Below are 19,499 nucleotides of genomic sequence, written 5' to 3'. Positions count from 1 at the left end.
GACTGATTTAACAAAGGTCTTCTTGGGGGAAGCACAAATATAGATGAATAAAGAAGAATTGTTAGTGAATGGCTTATTTGGTAATCCCCAAGTTATCCACGGGTAATTCACAATCGCAGGATGTTATTTGTTAATGGTTATCAGTTAACAGTTTTCGTCACTATTAACCAATAACCAATAACCAATAACCATTAACCAATAACCTATTTCTTCTTCCTTGAAGCGTTGCCTGCCTTCATGGCTTCGTCGAGTCGCTGCTGGAACGATGATTTTTTCTTGTTGGCGTTCTTCTTTTTGTTCTCTTCCAGCTTCAGTTTGATTTTGTCTTCATCCACAAACCGTCTGATCAGCACCTGCTGCCCAAAAGAGAGGATATTGGAAACGAAATAGTAGTAAGTCAAGCCAGCTGCGTAGGAGTTCAGGAAGAACAGGAACGTAATCGGCATGATATACTGAAGCGTTTTCATAGGCCCCTGCACGGTGGTCATCTGGCTGTTGCTCCAGGTATAAAGTATGGTAGAAGCCGTCATCAGCAAAGTGAACAAACTGACGTGGTCACCATAAAATGGGATGACGAAGGGTAGATTGAGTACGCTGTCGTAGGTAGACAAATCGTGCGCCCAAAGGAAGGACACCTGCCTGAGCTCGATGGCATTTGGGAAGAAATAGAACATCGCAAACAAAATTGGCATTTGCAGTAGCATGGGAATACAACCGCTGAGAGGGTTAATGCCAACCTTCTGGTACAGGGCCATGGTTTCCGACTGCTGCTTCTGCATGTCGTCAGGGTACTGTGCTTTGATTTCATCTATCTCGGGCTTAAGCACCTTCATTTTCGCCATGCTCATGTACGACTTGTAGTTGAGCGGGAAAAGAATCATTCTCATCAGAATCACGATAATGATAATGATGATACCGTAGTTGGTCATGAAGCCTTCCAGGAAATGAAAAACCGGGATCGTAAATCCTTTATTGATCCAGCCCAGTATGCTCCAGCCCAGGTTGATATTACTGCTGAACTCTGGCGCTACGTCTTTAAGGGTATTGTATTCGTTAGGACCAAAAAACAATTTGCCAACCAGGCCACTGGTTTTCCATCTTTCGGCTGGGAGGGTAAGGCTCACCATGGCCTCTTTCACCTTGGTGGTATCTGCTACGGTATACTTGGTAGCCACATAAGCACCGGAAAACCCATCATTGGCAATAATAGCCGCTGTAAAGAATTTCTGTTTGATGGCTACCCATTGAATGGATTCACTAATCGTTTCTTCTTCCAGGTCTTCCGATGTGGCACTGAGTTCATCAGTTTCGCCTGCTGTTGTGTAATAGTTGATGGTCGTCCGAATGCGGGAATCTTTGAGATCACTCTCAACTCTTTTCACATCATTTTTCCACTGGAGCACAACAGGTTCCTGACTAAGGTAATTGTCCAGCCCTTTGGTAGTCAGTGAATAGCCAATCTCATAGCCTTTACCATAAATGGTGTAGGCCTGCTCGATATACTGGCCAGTGCTTAGGGATGCTCTAAGAGTAACTGTGACAGAATCTTTGCCCGATACTTTCTTTGATGTAACAGAAGGCTTGAAATAGAAATCATCGAGCTTCAGGTTCCTGTTTTGGCCGCCAAAGCTCAGGTTCATTTTAGAGCTTTGCTCATCCAGCAGGATAAGCGGTTTGCCATCGTACGTTTTGTAGTTCTTCAGCTCAACTGAGGAAACAAAACCGCCCTTGGTGCTGATCGACACTTTGATGTCGTCATTTTCCAGGGCAACCTCATTGTTCTTACCTGAAGCAATGGCTGCAAATGCGCCAAACTTTTCTTTGAGCTGGCTGTCCTTCACCGAATCAGCTAAAGGCATGAAGGCGGTGGTAGTTGTGTCGGCTGAAACCTGCGAGGGCTGCACCACGCTTTCGGTAGTGGCTACTATCGGCTCTTCAACTGGAGGATCGGGGGCAAAAAATGTAAAATAAACGGTGAGCAAGATCAACATCATGACCATCCCAATTACTTGCTGTCTATCCATTATTTCTTATTCTGAGGTGATGTTTTATTTATATGTTTCTTTTTTAAAGGCAAGAGCAGCCTTTACGAAGCGGACAAAAAGAGGATGGGGGTTCATCACGGTGCTTTTAAGCTCCGGGTGAAACTGACTACCAACAAACCATGGATGGTCTTTCAATTCCATTATTTCCACAAGCTTAGTGTCGAGGTTTATACCCGTAGCAAGAAATCCAGCTTCTTCAAATTGCTCCAGGTATTTACTATTAAACTCATAACGGTGTCTGTGGCGCTCCATAATTTTTGAGTGACCGTAAGCCGAGAAAGCTTTGGAACCTTTCTTCAGCTCGCATGCATAGGCACCCAGCCTCATGGTACCACCCATTTTGGTTACTTTTTTCTGAGCTTCCATCATATCAATGACGGGTGCTTTTGTCTTCGGATCCATCTCAGTTGAGTTGGCCTTCGGTATATTTAGTACGTTTCTTGCGAATTCAATTACAGCGCACTGCAAACCAAGGCAAATTCCGAAGAAAGGAATCTTATCTTCTCTGGCATATTTTACCGCCTGAAGCTTGCCTTCCCAACCACGTTCGCCAAACCCTGGCGCTACTAAAATGCCATGTTTGTCCTTCAAAAGACGCACCACATTGTCGCCGTCAAGTTCTTCGGAATTGATCCAGGACAGTTCCACACGGCACTCATTATGTGCTCCTGCATGCACGAATGCTTCTGCAATAGACTTGTAGGCATCTTTGAGTTGCACATATTTACCCACAAGGGCGATTCTTACCTCATCTGTCGGATTCTTAAGCCTGCCCAGGAATTCCTTCCACTGCTCAATTTGAGGTTCTTTCTTATGAGAAAGCTTCAGCTTGGTGAGTACTCTTTCATCCAGCTTTTCTTTTCTCATGAGAAGAGGCACATCGTAGATGGTCTCAGCATCCTGTGCTTCTATGACGCAGTTGCTGGCCACATTGCAGAACAGTGCCAACTTCTTGCGGATTTCGCTGGTGAGCGTGTATTCCGTTCTACAAACGAGAATGTCTGGTTGGATACCTGCTTCCAGTAGTTGTTTTACAGAGTGCTGCGTTGGCTTGGTTTTTTGTTCGCCTGCGGCCTTCAGATAGGGAATAAGCGTGAGGTGAATGGAAACGAAGTTATTAACGCCCAATTCAAACCTTGCCTGGCGAACTGCTTCAATAAAAGGAAGCGACTCAATATCGCCTACGCAACCTCCGATTTCAGTAATGACGATATCGTAGTCGCCTGTTTCTCCCAGCTTGTAAAAGTTGTTTTTTATTTCGTCAGTAATGTGCGGAACCACCTGAACGGTCTTTCCAAGAAAATCACCCCGGCGTTCTTTGGTGATCACATTGTTATATATACGCCCGGTAGTGACATTATTATCCTGTGAGGTTTTTATGTCCAGAAATCTTTCGTAGTGGCCAAGGTCAAGATCGGTTTCTGCGCCATCATCAGTTACGTAACACTCACCGTGCTCGTAGGGATTTAATGTACCCGGATCGATATTAATATAAGGGTCAAACTTTTGGATAGTTACCCGAAAACCCCTGGCCTGCAATAACTTGCCGAGAGATGCTGAGATAATACCTTTGCCTAGTGAAGACGTAACGCCGCCCGTTACGAAGATGTATTTTGCTTTGGACATAAGAGGTGAGTTCCGAAATATTCTTTCGGGACACAAAGGTAGGCCTAAAACTGAAATAATTAAACTTTAATGAAATTTGATTGGACGCTATAACCCAATCACTCGGAAAAAGTAAAAGGCAGGACTAGCCTGCCTTTCTATAATCAAATTAGGGTGATTCTCGGGTTATGTTAAAATGGAAACCTCCACAAAGTTAATTAACTTTTCGGAGCATTCAACTCAACATTACAAGTAATCTGTACTTCGTCGGCCACCACGAGCCCGCCCGCTTCAAGGGCGGCATCCCATTTCAATCCATAGTCGAATCTGTTGATTGCGCCTGTTACTTTGAAGCCAGCTTTCATGCCTCTTCCTGTATCAACCTTGCCATTATACTTAACATCGAATTTTACTGGCTTAGTTACATCACGCATGGTGAAGTTTCCTGCCAGGTAATACTTACCTCCCTCATTCACGATTTTGCCGCTGAACTTGATGGTAGGGAATTTTTCGGCATTGAAGAAGTCATCGGATTTCAGGTGGGTGTCTCTTCTCTCGTTGTTGGTATCAACAGACGCAGCTTGAGCAGTGAACTCAACGACAGCGCCAACAAATTTATCGTCACCACCGGTCACTGTTCCCGAGAAATCCCCAAAAGTCCCATCGACTTCAGAAACAACCATGTGAGTAACGGTAAATTTGATGTTGGTGTGAGATTTGTCCAACTCCCAGCTTTGTGCAAAAAGGTGTGTGCTGGCCACTGCGAAAATTAGTGTAAGAAGTTTTTTCATAGTACAATCAGTTTATGTGTTGGTACAGATAACGGATTGCCTCGGCTATTGTTTTGCTAATAGACTAATGATCGTAATTTCAGGAAGTTCGCCGATACTTTCAGGACAGCACCGCTTTCAGTGACCTGTTGAATAAATCGATTTCTTCGGCTTTTAAAGCTAGTGACGGAAGCAGGCGAATGGTATTGGGCTTGGCTTCGCCGGTGAATATCCGGTGCTTTGTGAGCAGGTCTTTTCTTACCGTTGTTTTCGTGTCAGGTAAGTCAAATCCTATAATAAGACCTCTGCCCCTCACATTTTGAGCACCAACAAGCTCCTGGATTTCTTTGATCCACTGGCTGCCGAGAGAGAGCGTATTGCTCATTAATTTCTCGCTTTCCATTACCTCAAGAACGGCCAGGCAAGCGACGGCTGCCAGGTAGTTGCCGCCAAATGTTGTGCCCAGCATGCCACTCCACGGTTTGATGTCGGGGTGAATGAGCACGCCTCCCACAGGAAAGCCGTTACCCATCCCTTTGGCAGTGGTAATGATGTGAGGTTTGATGCCTGCGTACTGGTGAGCGAAGAATTTGCCGGTGCGGCCATAGCCACATTGAATTTCATCGAGAATCAAAATGCATCCTTTCTTTTTACATTTCTTATCGATGAATTGCAGGAAGGAGTCGTTGGGCATGCGGATGCCTCCTACGCCCTGGATGCCTTCTATGATGACCGCAGCGACATCGCCATCCAGCGCTTCGGTGAAAGCTTGCTCATCGCTGAGCGGGCAAAAGACGATTTCGTGACCAGCATTGAAGGGCGCCACGATCTTAGGATTGTCAGTGGCAGCCACAGCACCGGATGTGCGACCGTGGAAGGCCTTGTCAAACGCAATGACCTTCTTTTTGCCAGTGACGAACGAAGCGAGCTTCAGCGCATTCTCATTGGCCTCTGCGCCTGAGTTGCAAAGGAAAAGCTGATAGTCAGGATACCCGGACATGTTGCCCAGCTTTTCTGCCAATTGTTCCTGCTGCGGATTCTTGATGCTGTTGGAGTAAAATGAAATTTTCGAAAGTTGCTCGCTTAACCTCTCTACATAGTGCGGATGGGAGTGACCGATGGAAATAACCGCATGACCTCCGTAGAGGTCGAGGTATTTGTCGCCTTTGTCGTCCCACAGCCAGGAGCCCAGTGCCTTCACAGGCGTGATGTCGAAAAGAGGGTAAACGTCGAATAGTTTCATTTTGCTTGAGAATAAGGGGGCAAAGATGAAAAAAAACGTCAGATTAAGTGTTAAAAATGAGAATGCTTTTACCGATCAAGCCAGGCTTAAATGCAAGTGCTCAATCACCGCTTAGAGTTGTATGAGGGTGTTTCCGATAGACAATTCAGTGTTTGATAGCCAGTCTATTTTTTGATCGAACCACCCACCTCTTTCAAAACCAGTCAGCTGCCGGTAGCTTGTGTTTGAAAACTCGTAAACCCAAAGCTCCCTTTGACCGCTTCTTGTGCTGTAAAAAGCCAATTTTTGTCCATCCGGAGATAACGATGGAGAGAATGATGACCATTGATCATTTAATACGACTTCTGCTGTCCCGGACTTTTGGTTATACCTGTAGATTTTAGAAACCTCGTTTTGTGATCCAGAAAAGTAAATATCCTCTCCATTGGAGTGGATGCTGATTCTATCTATTTCAAAGCCAGTTGTTTTCTCGAGACCGGCAGTTTGTCTGCCAACAACCATCTCCTTTTGTTGTCCATCAGTTTTGATCCTCCAAATCAGGTTGTTCTCGCTGTCATCTACATAGTAAATCCATTTACTGTCCGCAGAAAACTCAATTGAAGCTAAAGATTCGGATTGTACAGACAAATCGTTGAATGAATTGGCTTTAATAGTATAGACCGAGAGTTTAAGGTTTTTATCAATCGAATTACCGTCATCCATTTTCTTTAGAACTGCTATCAATTCCCCGGATGGTGACCATTCGCATTCTGCAATGTTTTTGCCCACCTGCACGGATTCATTGTAGTAAGGGTAGATATATAAATCGGGCGTTTCGCTCCAACCACTGTAAGTTATTTGCGCAATAAAAGCCGCACTGTCGGTAGTAGGGGAGAAAGTGATTTTTTGTGCCTGGTCGTAGCGCCAGGAAATACTGCGTGTCTGCTTCAGCTTTGAAGCCACTACCATAATAGTGTCGTATTGCACTAACGAGAACCCTCTTTTGTTGGCTCTTACGGTAATGTAGTAGGGTATCCCGTTTTCAAGGTCATTAAGGGAAATTCTGTTTTCGTTTGTGAACTGAGTAGCAGTTCGTCTGAAATCGATGCCAGGTTCTTTAGAAATAAAAATATCGTAGGACTCTGGTCTGTTTACCTTCTGGGGGAGTTGGCTAAGAGCTCCTGGTAGCAATCCGTGACCGGGCCGGGTAAACCGTATGTCGACTCCAGACTCTTTTGGATAGCCAACAAGCTTATAAGGGAGCAGCGGTTCATCCGAAAAATCCTCTTTGCTGCATGAGAATGAAGTAATCAGCCCAGAAATAGACAGCAGTGCAACTAATTTTCTCATAGGGTATCCTTATTAAGATAAATATAAGAATATTAGAAGAACGAAATGGTTGGGAGCGGAATATAAATATTTAGTATTTTTTGCTAAAAATCAACCAATTTTTACTCCCCGCACCCTTGTCTCTTCTTTATGCCATTTCTGGAACTGTTTAGTCACAGGCCCAACTTTTCCATCCCCAATTTGCCTGCCATCCACTTCAACAGCTGCTGCTAATCCGCCCTCTGTGCCAGTGGTGAACATCTCATTCATGGTGTACATTTCGGCAATGGTCACGTTCTTCTCTTTCCACTTCACGCCATTTCTATCGGCTAGTTCGAGCATAAGTGCTCTGGTGATACCAGGCAGACAGAAATCTGCGAACGGTGTGATGAGCTCTCCCTTTTTCACAAAGAAAATATTGGTGGTGTTGGTCTCGCTCACATAGCCATTCAGGTCAAGCATCACAGCGCCGTCGCAATTAGCATGGTTAGCTTCTATCTTCGCCAGGATATTATTGATCAGGTTGTTGTGGTGGATTTTTGAATCCAGACACTGAGGAGAGTTGCGGCGAATGGAGGACGTAATCAACGTCAGACCCTGCTCCGTGGTGTAAATAGGTGCCTTCCATTCTGCCAGCACAATGAGCGTGGGGCCATATTGGTTCAATTTTGGATTCATCCCCGAAGTAATTTTTTTGCCTCTGGTGAGTGTCAGCCTGATATGGGCATCGTTCATCATGCCATTCACTTTCAGCGTTTCTACCACAGCCTTTTTCACTTCCTCTTTCGATGGAGTGCCCGAAAAAGCCATTGCTTTGGCTGAGTTGACTAATCTTTCGAGGTGTTCGTCAAGCATAAACACTTTCCCGTCATACACTCTCAAGCCTTCCCAAACGGAATCGCCGCCCTGCACTACGCTGTCAAACACCGACACTTTGGCGTCTTCACGGGCATAAAATTCACCGTTGATGTATACTCTGATATCGTTGTTTTTTGGGTTAGGTAATTTTGGATCCATGAGGAGAAAGTTAATGGTTATTGATTAAACGTTATTAGGGGAGGAGGACGGTAATGGACAATTAATAGTGTACAACAGATAATGGATAATTGGCAATGGGTTAATAGTTAATGGTTAATAACCTTGAGCATACTATTAACCATTAACTATTTCTTGATGCAATTTACACTTTGACAGCACTTTTGTAAAGCTCTTCATATAGTTCAATGCTTTCATCCATCAGCGGCTGTAGATCGGGCCGGATCTTCTCATTTTTAGGGGTGTATTGGGCGAAACCAGTCGACTTGTGCACGTTGTCGTACCAATAGGGAGCCCAGGCTCCATCTTCCGGCCTTGCTCCAGCTTCCCACGCCAGCATTTGTTTGTAAAATGGAATACCGACAAAGCTGCAAAATGCTCTTAGCATACCCTCGGGATTAAGCAGAAGGTCTTTGGAGTCGAAAATGAATGTTTCTTTGCCTGCGGCTTTTAGTTTCTTAAAGAGCTCCAATTGCTTGTCCAGACCGGTATCACGTAGCACAGGGTGTGGCAGCTGATTGACAAGCGACGGAAGCATTTCCCTGGGGTCACGAATGAGAAACAGATTGACCAACTCATCAAGAAACGATTCATCGAGGCCGACGAGGTGGTGGCACATGTTTTTGATAAAGTAGACCGGTTTATCGTTAAAGCCCAGGATAGTTTTAGAGATAATCTTGTCAGGATCTTTTTCCAAAACTTCCAGCAAATGGTCTTTCCCGGGGTGCTCTGAACCAGTCACTTTTAGGTAATAGCCGTACAGCGGCTCATCCACTACCGCAGTGTCGGGCCGCTGGGCAAAAGAGTACATCAAAGCAGTGGAAACATTGCGTGGGCCGGACCAAACTGAAATGCGAAGCGTCATAGACTGATGATGAAAAGCGAATATATTTTGATTTGGGTGTAAATGGTAGTAATACAATCGGTTTCGGTGATAAATACCCCATGAAGCTTTCATGCGTGCATCAGTTTGATGATTTTTGCGTGCTTATTCATGGATATGACCGACCAAACTTCCTCTGTAATTTTGAATAAAACAAGGCTTCGCATTGCCGTGGCTTCTATCTTTTTTGTGCACGGTCTTAACTTTTCCAGCTGGGCAGCGAGGATTCCCGATATTCAGCTTAAACTGGGACTTAGCGAAGCAGCTCTTGGCGGTGTGCTGTTGATTTTGCCGTTAGGCTCTCTTGCTTCGCTGCCGTTTTCCGGTGTTATTATCGATAAGCTGGGCAGCCGCCTGGTGGTGCTGGTTGCAACACTTGGGTACGCTCTTACTTTGCCTTTTCTCGGTTTTTCATCCAGCGTGGCTATGCTAAGTGTCGGGCTCTTCATTTATGGTTTTTTTGGGAATACGGTGAATATCGCTGTGAACACACAAGCCATCGGCGTTCAGACGCATTACGGGCGAACCATTATGGCTTCGTTTCACGGCACCTGGAGCCTGGCGGGTTTTACCGGAGCGGGCATCGGTACTTTGATGGTGGCGCTTGGCGTTGAGCCTCAGATGCACTATCTGATCATGTTGGCACTGGTAGTAGTAATTCTATCAATTAACTACCCGCATACCCTGAAAGAAGATGTGAACAGGAACACCGGTAAGTTCAAATGGGTAAAACCCGACGGAACACTGGTCAAGATTGGCCTTATTGCGATGTGTGGTATGATGAGTGAAGGTTGTATGTTCGACTGGAGCGGTGTCTATTTCAAAAAGGTGGTGGAAGCTCCGGAGGCTTGGGTTCCTCTAGGTTTCAGTGCCTTCATGATGACCATGGCAGGGGGTAGGTTTATCTCCGACCGGCTCACGAATAGGTTTGGGATAGGCACGGTGTTGAAAGCCAGTGGCATCCTCATTGCCAGCGGCCTGCTGTTCGCAGTGGCTTTGCCCTATTTTGCAACAGCGCTGATTGGGTTTCTTTTGGTGGGCTTTGGCGTGTCTTCGGTAGTGCCCCTTGCTTATTCGGTGGCTGGCAAATCAAAGACAATGTCAGCTGGCATGGCGCTGACCATGGTAAGTTCTATCTCGTTTCTCGGATTTCTTTTAGGCCCGCCACTGATCGGGTTCATTGCCGAGGCCAGCAGCTTGCGTGCTTCTTTTCTATTCATTGCTGTTATTGGTAGCCTGGTGGCAGTTATTACCTCGATGAGCAAGACGATTCAGCGGGCCTGATTTTCTACGCCATCTTTAAAATCGATAAGTACCGGTGATGTATATCGTTTTGAAAGTTGGTTGCAGGACCGAGAAATTAAAGCCGCTACTCATTTCATAGTCGATGCCGAGGTAGATTTTTTTAATGCCAACACCTGCTCCAGCGACTATTCCTCTCTCTATTTTTTTGTCAGGCGGCGGTGCAATGGTCTCTGTGTCAGATGTATAGAAATGCTTCTTAGTGAGCACTTTTTCTTTAACGAGAAGTCCGTTCAGCATCCCGCCTTGAAAGTATATTTCAGTTCCTGAGTTGAATTGATGAATATATCTAAACATCGTATGAAGCTTGATATAGCTAAACTGGTAGGTCGTTATCTCGTAGTTGTCAGCGTTTGCCGCAGTTCGATTGCTTGCTTCTTTGTTAAAAGAGGTAAACCGAAGGTTATTCTGAAGCGCCCAGCTCGTCCTGGGGATTTTTGCATACACTCCTACTCCCAAGCTAGGGCTGAACGACGATTGCACCTCTTTGTTGAAAGTGCCGTCTTTAACATTGACAATCGCTGCAACAGCACTAACCTCGGGTCGAAACTTGATCGTTTCATTTGCTGCCACGTAAGTAGACCTGTTGTTGTATTTATCAACGATAGTGATCAGGGCTTTCTGTTTGTACTCAAGTCTTTCAAAATCTTTGGCCACAAAAGTGCTATTATCTTTCATTAAATTATAGAGCTCATTTTTATAGCCCTCATTGGTTCTTACCTGCGCAACACCAGTTGACGTCGTGATACTTGACACCGTACCGTCTGGATTTGTTGAATAGTAGTATTTTCGGTAGGTGAGTTCTTTTGGAGAGGATGATCCTTTGGAGACGAAGTAGTGCGATTTATCATTGGTGTCGGTTAAACCATAGAGATCAACAGTGCCATTCACCAGGTTTCTGACAAATACCGTCTTGTTTGTCAGTGTTGGTTCAGCCTTTGTGTCAAGCTTTTTTAGGTCCATTGATCCAAAATCAATATCAAGATTGAAAGAAGTGAAAACCTCTTTTACATCGTCTTCCAAATAGATTGTAACTGATTGAGTGTTATCTGCTGTGTAAATGGCGGCAGTACCATTCTGGTCGTGAAACTCAAAAGAGGTTGGGGTTTCCTTTCGTGCTTCATAGTTTATTTCACCCTGTAATACAGTCCCGTCAGAAGTTATTAACTCGCTGGGGAGTAGTTGCTTTTGTGAAATGGCTTCTGAAATGGAACAAGTAAAGAGTGTTGGAACTAGATACCAGTATATTTTATTGCTCATTGGTATTATTATGAATTTTAGCAAGAATAGATAAAACTCTCAAACAAATAAAATAGCTTATCAAATAGGGACTGTCGATCCGATTTTTTTTGCATTAAAACTACTTTTTGGTTTTCGGCTGATACATCATCAACTCATCAATCAACTTGTTGACTTTGCTGACCTCCATTTTCTCCACCAGACGAGCATGGCCCCTACGGCTTGTGTCCCAGGTGTTGGTGCCGGTTGAGTCGACTGACATGTGACCTGTTTCAATGCTGTAGTAAGGGTCGTAGCCTTTTACAGCTACCAATACTGCCGTTTGATCCCAACTCATGCGCCCTGCTGAGTCTTGTGGATCCAATGGAATGGCAATGCGAAACGCATCTTTCACAGGACTGTTTTTGATGGCTGCGTTATTTATCAGGGGAAGTCCGGTTTTTATTTTTTGCCCAATGTGAAATCCGCTAAGAAGGATGGGCGTCGGCCACTGTTCCATTACCTGCATTGATGCAATAGGGTCTCTTTTTACGTTGTACTCGGCTCCCGTGGGAAACCAACCGGCCATGCTTACCAGCTGCTTTACCTTTTTGGATACCAGCTGCTTGCCGGTGAGGTCGCTGAATTCGTCGGGAGCCGAGTTGAGGAGGTTGGCAAGATTGGTAAAGAAGCCCACCGTAACGACGGTCACGCTGCCGTCGGGTTGGGCTGCCAGTACCTTGCGGTAGACCTCCACTGCGTCTGGTGCCTCATCATTTGACCGTAGCCGGTGGGGGTAATTAGCAGTTACCGAATCGGTCCAGTGCTGCTTGTCGGTGTCGGCTACCGATGGGCCTTTAGGAACGCCGATGGGCAAGCCAGGCCTTCCAAAGTAAGTGTTGAACACGTCAATGGCCGCAGCAGCATTGGGGTGGCTACAGCTGGCAACGGTCGCCAGGATGTTCACCTGACCACTGTCGGCTAATGCATGGAGGACTGTGATAGCTCCGACATCATCGTAGTCCGGTCCAAAGTCCGTGTCGAAGATCAATTGAACAGGCGCTGTCTTAGTTTTGGCCTTGTCATCGCAAGCCGCACTGCCAAGGAGAACGACTACCGCAGTTAAGAGACTGAAATTCTTCATCTTTTTTTGCTACAATATACTGCTAACTGCCACTCTATAGTTTCTCTCCTTTTATTAAAGTCACCGACTTTATGGATTCTTCCTTCAGGTGCAGAAATTTCTTTCTTTCCTCATCTTTCAGGTATGCCTCGAAATCGGCCTGCGATTCGAAGCTCACATAGTGAATTTCGTAGGGTTCTTCCACCGCAATGTCGATATACGACTCCTTTGATGGACGCAGCCTGAAAAGCAGTTTCCCATTGTAGATAGGTATTCGTGGAATGGCTACCGCTTCAAACTGGTTGAAGACGTCTTCTTTTCCTTCTTTTATGTAGATAAGTTGCGTTAAGTAAATCATGTGGTGTACAATTAAGAGACGTAATTGTACAGAATATTTCTCGTGAAGTCTGAGCCCTTTCTTTTTAATTCTTCAAAAAATCTTTTCGTAAACCCACCCAGACTATAGTTTTCAATTTCTTCCAGCGACACCCATTCAAACTCCTCCGCTTCGTCATTCAAAACCACTTCGAAAGAGTTGGTTTTGCAAATAAAGTCGATGAAAATAAAATGTTTTTTGGCCTCAAAGGTGTCGCTGTAAACGGCCTCCTGCAGGCTGATTAGTTGAATGTCAAATATATCGAGTCCGGTCTCTTCCTTTACCTCTCGGACCAGGGCATCTTCCATTTTTTCGCCCAACTCTATGTGGCCGCCGGGGAATACGTACTTGTCTCCCCATTTACTGGACCTGCAAAGTAAAACCTCGTTGTCCGGGTTGAAAATGATAGCGCCTACTGTCGGTTCAGGGTATTGTTTCATGCTTGAAAGTTGGAAAAAAATATGCCCTCCAAAAAGTGGAGGGCATAGAATAAAGTAGTCGTAGCTTTTAATCCCGTCAATAGCGAGGCCCATATGTGGAGCTTTTTGAAAAATCAAAAAGCCACTTTCTCTGTAGTATAGCCAACAAATGAAACGGCCAGACTGCCATTTTCATCGCCGGTTACGAGTTTGAATGATCCGTCAAGATCAGAAACGGTGCCCGAGGTAGTGCCTGCTATAATGATGCTAGCACCTGGGATTCCCTCGCCATCTGCTGTCGCCACTACGCCGCTGATTACAGTCTGATTACCCTCATTCTCCGATTTTTTGATGGTTACCTTCAGTTCTTCGCCGACAATGGTCGGAGTTGCCGGTACTTCAAGGTCCGCATTGCCGCTTAATGTAAAGTAAATGGGAAGTATTAACCGGGTTCGTACACTTTTACCTCTTTGGCGGCCCGCCACCCAGTCAGGCGAAGAAGCAATTACCCGAATCGCTTCTTCGTCGCATCCACTTCCAATTCCTTTGATCGCCTTTACATCGGATACCTTCCCGTCTTTACCAACCACAAACTCCACAAACACTTTTCCTTCAGTGCCGGCAGCTTTGGCCTGAGGCGGGTAGGTGAGGTTGGTGCTAAAGTACTTGTAGAGACTTGTCATGCCACCCGGAAATGCCGGCAGCTCTTCCACTACGGTAAAGATTTCTTTGGCAGCATCATCCGTGGCCACCTCGATCTCGCCAATCGGCTCAGTGGCTGACTGCTGCTCACAGGAAACGAAAAAAAAGAACAGTAGCCCAACCGGGGCAATAGCGGCAAGTTTCCACCATCTTACTTTTAATTTATCAGACTTGATCATGGCAATTCTTTTTAATGTTAGAGATTTATTGAAGTGATTCGCTATGTGGTAGCCGGCTCCGTTCAGCGCCAGCCTGGCAATAAGGCTGCAATACACCTGCTCTTCCCCTTTACTTATCGACAACTCGTCGGCTCGGTACTCGTGGGTTTCTACGAGGGCTTTTTTTAGCATATAAATGGAAGGATTGAACCAGAATAGGATTCGCAGGAGTTCCACAAAAAGAATGTCCAGGCTATGCCATTCTTTGTAATGCGCTAGTTCATGTGCAATTATTTTATTTTTAGAGTGCTCATCCAAGTTGCTTAGCTGCCCAATGAAGACATGGTTGAAAAAAGAAAAAGCATAGTCGGTGCTATCCACTTCGTAAACTTTCACCGACCCGATATTTTTTACGAAACGGCCTGTAGATCGCTGTTTCAGCAAGGCAGCTATTCTTAATGTAAACTGAATAAAAAGGGCTGAGACTATAACCCAATATATCCACAGGCAGATGGTCAGCAGGCTGAGAGATTCGGGCGTCGTTGGCGTAGTGGCTTTTTCTGCCGTCAGCAGAATGGCAGGTAGGTAATATCCATTCATGCCCATCGGGTCAACTGCAAGTGAGCCAAAGGCTGTATGGAAAGACAGCAGTGGCAGCACTGCCGCCGCAGTCATCATGCCGAGGAGCAAAAGACGCTTTAAAAGAAATATTTGCTCATGTCGCAAGAAGACAATGTAGGCCAATGCGAAAAGAAGCAGGCCAATGTTCGCTTCGATCAGGTAAGAAAAGTAATTGTTCATTCTTGTTGTTTTTTTACTTCCTCCATCAGTTTTTCAATTTCCTCCTCAGATAAATTGTTTTCTTTAACAAAAAAAGAGACTAGCCCCTCAAAAGACCCATTGAAGTAACCCTTTAGGAAGTTGTTGAGGTAGAAGACGGTATATTTTTCTTTGCTTATAAGAGGGAAATATTCGTGGGTCTTTCCGTAAGCCTTGTGCGACAGGAACCCTTTTTTCTCCAGAATACGGACTGTCGTCAACACCGAATTGTAAGCAGGTTTCGGTTCGGGCATTTTCTCCAGAACGTCTTTCACCAACCCTTTCTTCAGGGCCCAGAATATCTTCATTATCTGCTCTTCAACTCTCGCTAATTCCTTCATTCGAAATTTTAAAACTAATTAATTAAGAATAAAACTAATCTATTAGTTTTAAAATTCAAACAGCCGAGTAAAATATTTTTTTGGCGCCGTAAAAAACAAAAAAGGCATCCCGACTGGGGTGCCTTTAAACTTTCGGCAATTAATAGTTTCTAGCTGAACCGTTTCAGAATTACTGTGGCGTTGTGTCCACCAAAGCCGAAGGTATTGCTCATCACATAGTCTACCTTTCGTTCCTGAGCCGTTCCAACCGTTAGGTTCAACCCTTGCGGCAGCTCAGGATCCAGTGTTTGGATATTGATCGTAGGAGGCACCAGCTGTTTCTGGATAGCCATGAGCCCTGCCAGGGCCTCAATCGCCCCTGCCCCGCCTAGCAAGTGGCCAGTCATAGACTTGGTGGAGCTGATATTCAGCTTTTTGGCGTGGTCGCCAAATACTGACATGATTCCTTTCAATTCGCTGGGATCACCCACTGGTGTTGAGGTTCCGTGTGTGTTGATATAGTCAATGGACTCCGGGTTTATTTCAGCATCCTCCAGTGCTGCCCGCATGCCCAGAGCAGCTCCTTCGCCCTCCGGGTGAGTCGCCGTGAGGTGATACGCATCGGCTGACATGCCGCCGCCCACAACTTCGCCATAGATAGTGGCGCCACGCCTGGTCGCATGATCCAGGCTTTCTAGTATAAGCGCTCCGGCTCCTTCGCCTATCACGAAGCCATCACGGTCGATGTCGTAAGGGCGGCTAGCAGTTTCGGGACTTTCGTTTCTTGTCGAAAGGGCTTTCATAGCACCAAACCCACCCACACCTGTTTCATTTACCGCTGCTTCTGAACCTCCGGTTACAAATGCTACGGCTTTACCCCACTTGATATAGTTAAAGGCGTCGATGATGGCGGTGTTGGAGCTTGCGCAGGCTGATACGGTCGTGTAGTTGGGCCCACGGAAGCCATGGCGCATTGAAATTAAACCGGCAGCAATGTCCACGATCATTTTGGGAACAAGGAAAGGGTTGAACCTCGGTGTGCCGTCGCCCAGAGCAAACTCCATAATGTTTTCCTGAAGGGTAAGCAGCCCGCCGTTGCCCGACGCCCAGATGACACCTACTTTGTCTCTATTAAGTCCTTCAAAATTCAGGATGCCTGAATCAGCGATGGCTTGCTCTGAAGCTGCAATAGCATATTGAGAAAACAAGTCATTGCGGCGAAGCTCACTTCTCTCAAGATATGGGCTTGGGTCGAAGTTTTTGACCTCGCAGGCAAAGCGGGTTTTAAACTTCTCTGCATTGAAATGCGTGATATTGGCTGCGCCAGACTTTCCGGACGCCAGGCCATCCCAAAACTCTTTTACTGAATTCCCAAGCGGGGTAATGGCACCAAGGCCAGTGATAACTACTCGTTGAGGATGTTGCATGGTTGTATGTAAGCGTTAATATTCATTTCAGATGGTTTTATTGGTTTACTCCCAGATCGATTTTGATGCCCTTAATCAAATCACTGAAAGTCTCATTTCCCATGAGCCTGGCTATTTGCACTCCCGCCGCAAGGTTGGTAATGATCATTGTTGCTTTCGTTTCGGGTTTCATGTCGAACGTAAACATACCTTCGGCTTTCCCTATTGCCAAAAGATTGGTGGCCCAGTCATGAATAAGGTGTGTAAGCCCCTTCATCACATTCGTCATATTCTCTGGTAACCCGTAGAATTCAACACTGATGGCACCCACGAGGCAGACTTTGTCATTTTCTGAGTTTATTGAATAGGTTTGAATGAAGGCATCCAGTTGTTCCTCAAGCGACAATGAGGCGGTTTCTTCCTTGAAGTCTTTGAACCGTTGTATAGCACTCCTGATTACTTCAAGGCCCAGTACCTCTTTCGTTGGGAAGTGGTAGTGAACAGCTGCATTTTTCACACCCAGCGTATGAGATATCTCATGGTAGCTAAAGGAGTTGTATCCCTTGCTGCGGATGAGGTCTTCAGCCAAATCCAGTATCTGCTGACGTGTATCAAGGCGTGCCACAACGCAAACTTACTTACTAATTAGTAAGTTTGCAAGAGTAATGTTTTTGATATATAAATATCAGGCTTTTTCATTGGGGGATTTAAAGATTCGGAGAGTGAAACGAATGTCAAATCAAATTTTTAAAGATTACCTTGGTCAGGCCGTTTTTTGATATCGACTATCTCCTTTTTTATCACGCTTAAGTCATTCTCTAATGCGTCTTCCACTGCTATAAAGCCCACTTCCACTTTTTTTGAGAACCGTTCCATAGCCTCAATGGTCAGCTGTGAAGTTTCCTGAATCTTCTTTTGCAAGGAATCATTATTCGATTGGAGTTGATTTTCTAGTTCGATAAACCCCACCTTCATCTCATTCCTTAGTCTTCCGATTTCATTCAGTGCTTTATCCATGACTTTGTGATTTCTATTTCAAATATAAAAGAAAACGATTTACGAAAAGTCGACATTAACCTAAATTCAATCGGGGAAGCCCTTTCTGAGCACCTTTCCAGCCCCTGTTTTTATTGAGCCATCGGGTTTTACAGAAATCACTCCATTCACAATCACATAGCTAATGCCCTCCGGATACTGATGAGGATTTTCAAAAGTTGCTTTGTCGGCAATGGTCTCAGGATTGAAGATGACCAGGTCGGCGTAGTTGCCAACTGCAATACTTCCCCGATCTGTTAGCCCAAGGCGAGCCGCAGGAAGTGAGGTCATTTTTCGGATTGCTTCCTGCATTGGGATCACTCCAAGGTCTCTGCTATAATGCCCAAGCACTCTTGGGAAAGTGCCATAGCTCCTGGGGTGCGGATGGCCATCTCCTGGCTCTACCAGCGAACCGTCGCTGGCCACCATAGCCATAGGGTGTTGCATGATCCGTTGCACATCTTCTTCGCTGATAACGTGGAAAATACACGAGGCTCCCCCGTTTTCCTGTGCCTTCATCACCAGCTCAGCGCCAGTGGAAACTGTAGGCTTGAGCCCCTCCATTTCTGCCCAGTCTTTCAGGGTTTTTCCTTCCAGCTCTGGCTTCCACGTAACTCTTCCAAATTGCACCCTGTTCAAATCTCCACCTCCTCTGTCGTTGAGGATATTGAATTCTACATCAGCTTTTATGTCCGATCTTGTTTTTTTGTCGTTTAGCCTGGCTCTGTACTTTTCGAGCCCGCCTTCCATCGCCCATGCGGGAATAAGTACTGCAATGCCTGTTTGACTGGCAGTATATGGATATTGATCCATCATCACGTCGAGGCCAATGGCCCTGGCAGAGTCGACCATGGCCAGGGTCTTTTTGCTGGCGCCCCACATGGGTAGTCCAATGGCCTTGTGGTGGGTAAGTACCACGGGAATTTTGGCTTCTTGTGCAATTTGAATGGCCTCCTGAACCCCGTCAATCAGTCCAAGCCCTTCTTCTCTGAGGTGCGAGGTGTAGATTCCGCCGAACGACGCAGCGACTTTTGATAGCTCGATAACTTCGCCCACTTCTGAAAATGCCCCGGGCAGGTACTTAAGCCCGGTGGACATGCCAAAGGCTCCGGCTTTCATGGCAGTTTCAACCTGTGCTTTCATGGCGGTGAGTTCTTCTGGGGTAGGTTGCCTGTCTTCCAATCCCATGATGTTGCTTCTCACCGTGTTGTGTCCTACAAGATAAGCGACATTGGGGCCCAGTTTGACTTCAGTAAGTGAATCGAGGTAGGGTTGAAATGGCCACGGGCTGCGGCCATCGGGCCCGCCCAGGGTGAGGGTGACGCCCTGCCTCAGGTGGGAAGAGGCTGAAGGAATTTTCAATAGCCGTTCAATATGTGTGTGAAGATCGATGAAGCCAGGAGACACCGCCAGACCAGAAGCGTCGATGGTGTCGTTGCCACCGTGTTTTAGCTTCCCAATAGCGGCAATGGTGTCGCCATTGACGGCAATGTCACTGAGGATGGGCTCATTGCCGAGGCCGTCGTACACCTGGGCGTTAAGAATGACCAGGTCGTACGGCATTTTTTGCTGACAGCCGACGAAAAGAGTAACACCTGTGAATAGGCCGAATAAGAGATATTTCATAGCGGGGTTGGCTTGTGATGATAGAAGTTGCAAAAAATTGGGATTGACCCTAACCGATTCTTATATGACTGGAAATTTACCGTCGGCTAATTTCCCGGAATGCCTT

Annotated in this window: 18 protein-coding genes; 1 reads left to right on the top strand and 17 read right to left on the bottom strand. The window is 45.8% G+C overall.

The genetic code is table 11. The annotated features are described in order from the left end of the window. Window positions 1-203 precede the first annotated feature (203 nt). From yidC to RIG68_RS17350, 7 genes are all read right to left on the bottom strand, one after another. The gene (gene yidC, locus RIG68_RS17380; protein WP_350125016.1) at window positions 204-2,024 is read right to left on the bottom strand and encodes a membrane protein insertase YidC; all 1,821 of its coding nucleotides are present in this window, start codon (window positions 2,022-2,024) and stop codon (window positions 204-206) included. Window positions 2,025-2,048: 24 nt separating this feature from the next. Further along, entirely contained in the window at window positions 2,049-3,671 is a 1,623-nt protein-coding gene (gene pyrG, locus RIG68_RS17375; RefSeq protein ID WP_350125013.1) for a CTP synthase, read from the bottom strand. Between the two features lie 197 nt (window positions 3,672-3,868). Next, window positions 3,869-4,441: a YceI family protein gene (locus RIG68_RS17370; protein ID WP_350125010.1), complete on the bottom strand. Its 573-nt coding sequence runs from the start codon at window positions 4,439-4,441 to the stop codon at window positions 3,869-3,871. A 100-nt stretch (window positions 4,442-4,541) separates the two neighbouring features. Further along, window positions 4,542-5,663: an aspartate aminotransferase family protein gene (locus RIG68_RS17365; RefSeq protein WP_350125007.1), complete on the bottom strand. Its 1,122-nt coding sequence runs from the start codon at window positions 5,661-5,663 to the stop codon at window positions 4,542-4,544. A 111-nt stretch (window positions 5,664-5,774) separates the two neighbouring features. After that, window positions 5,775-6,992, bottom strand: a complete 1,218-nt coding sequence (locus tag RIG68_RS17360) for a DUF5050 domain-containing protein (RefSeq protein WP_350125004.1) — start codon at window positions 6,990-6,992, stop codon at window positions 5,775-5,777. A gap of 90 nt (window positions 6,993-7,082) precedes the next feature. Next, window positions 7,083-7,988 (bottom strand): aminotransferase class IV, encoded by a 906-nt coding sequence (locus RIG68_RS17355; protein ID WP_350125001.1) that lies wholly within the window; start codon window positions 7,986-7,988, stop codon window positions 7,083-7,085. Between the two features lie 163 nt (window positions 7,989-8,151). Continuing rightward, window positions 8,152-8,964: a sulfotransferase-like domain-containing protein gene (locus RIG68_RS17350; protein ID WP_350124998.1), complete on the bottom strand. Its 813-nt coding sequence runs from the start codon at window positions 8,962-8,964 to the stop codon at window positions 8,152-8,154. A 69-nt stretch (window positions 8,965-9,033) separates the two neighbouring features. Here RIG68_RS17350 and RIG68_RS17345 point away from each other — a divergent pair, with 69 nt between their 5' ends. Continuing rightward, on the top strand, window positions 9,034-10,173 hold the full coding sequence (locus tag RIG68_RS17345) for an MFS transporter (protein ID WP_350124995.1): 1,140 nt from the start codon (window positions 9,034-9,036) through the stop codon (window positions 10,171-10,173). A gap of 15 nt (window positions 10,174-10,188) precedes the next feature. Here RIG68_RS17345 and RIG68_RS17340 read toward each other — a convergent pair whose 3' ends face one another. The 10 genes from RIG68_RS17340 to RIG68_RS17295 form a co-directional block, all read right to left on the bottom strand. After that, window positions 10,189-11,451, bottom strand: a complete 1,263-nt coding sequence (locus RIG68_RS17340; protein WP_350124992.1) for an outer membrane beta-barrel protein — start codon at window positions 11,449-11,451, stop codon at window positions 10,189-10,191. A gap of 100 nt (window positions 11,452-11,551) precedes the next feature. Further along, complete coding sequence (locus RIG68_RS17335) at window positions 11,552-12,553, bottom strand: nucleoside hydrolase (RefSeq protein WP_350124989.1); 1,002 nt, start codon at window positions 12,551-12,553, stop codon at window positions 11,552-11,554. Window positions 12,554-12,587: 34 nt separating this feature from the next. Beyond that, the gene (locus RIG68_RS17330; protein WP_350124986.1) at window positions 12,588-12,890 is read right to left on the bottom strand and encodes a DUF1330 domain-containing protein; all 303 of its coding nucleotides are present in this window, start codon (window positions 12,888-12,890) and stop codon (window positions 12,588-12,590) included. Window positions 12,891-12,901: 11 nt separating this feature from the next. Further along, the gene (locus RIG68_RS17325; RefSeq protein ID WP_350124983.1) at window positions 12,902-13,441 is read right to left on the bottom strand and encodes an NUDIX domain-containing protein; all 540 of its coding nucleotides are present in this window, start codon (window positions 13,439-13,441) and stop codon (window positions 12,902-12,904) included. Window positions 13,442-13,461: 20 nt separating this feature from the next. Then, the gene (locus tag RIG68_RS17320; RefSeq protein WP_350124980.1) at window positions 13,462-14,988 is read right to left on the bottom strand and encodes a TonB family protein; all 1,527 of its coding nucleotides are present in this window, start codon (window positions 14,986-14,988) and stop codon (window positions 13,462-13,464) included. Next, a complete protein-coding gene (locus RIG68_RS17315) occupies window positions 14,985-15,347 on the bottom strand; it encodes a BlaI/MecI/CopY family transcriptional regulator (protein ID WP_350124977.1) in 363 nt (120 codons plus the stop codon). Before RIG68_RS17315 ends, RIG68_RS17320 begins: the two co-directional genes overlap by 4 nt. A 149-nt stretch (window positions 15,348-15,496) precedes the next feature. After that, complete coding sequence (fabF, locus tag RIG68_RS17310; protein ID WP_350124974.1) at window positions 15,497-16,753, bottom strand: beta-ketoacyl-ACP synthase II; 1,257 nt, start codon at window positions 16,751-16,753, stop codon at window positions 15,497-15,499. A 37-nt stretch (window positions 16,754-16,790) separates the two neighbouring features. Further along, window positions 16,791-17,357 (bottom strand): TetR/AcrR family transcriptional regulator, encoded by a 567-nt coding sequence (locus RIG68_RS17305; RefSeq protein ID WP_350120438.1) that lies wholly within the window; start codon window positions 17,355-17,357, stop codon window positions 16,791-16,793. A gap of 122 nt (window positions 17,358-17,479) precedes the next feature. Then, window positions 17,480-17,749, bottom strand: a complete 270-nt coding sequence (locus tag RIG68_RS17300; RefSeq protein WP_350124971.1) for a hypothetical protein — start codon at window positions 17,747-17,749, stop codon at window positions 17,480-17,482. A gap of 66 nt (window positions 17,750-17,815) precedes the next feature. Beyond that, a complete protein-coding gene (locus RIG68_RS17295) occupies window positions 17,816-19,393 on the bottom strand; it encodes an N-acyl-D-amino-acid deacylase family protein (protein ID WP_350124968.1) in 1,578 nt (525 codons plus the stop codon). Window positions 19,394-19,499: the final 106 nt, after the last annotated feature.

The sequence above is a fragment of the Imperialibacter sp. genome, from assembly GCF_040222385.1.
Lineage (GTDB): Bacteria > Bacteroidota > Bacteroidia > Cytophagales > Cyclobacteriaceae > Imperialibacter.
Note: the sequence above shows the minus strand (reverse complement) of the source record. Positions and strands in the feature narration are given on the sequence as shown.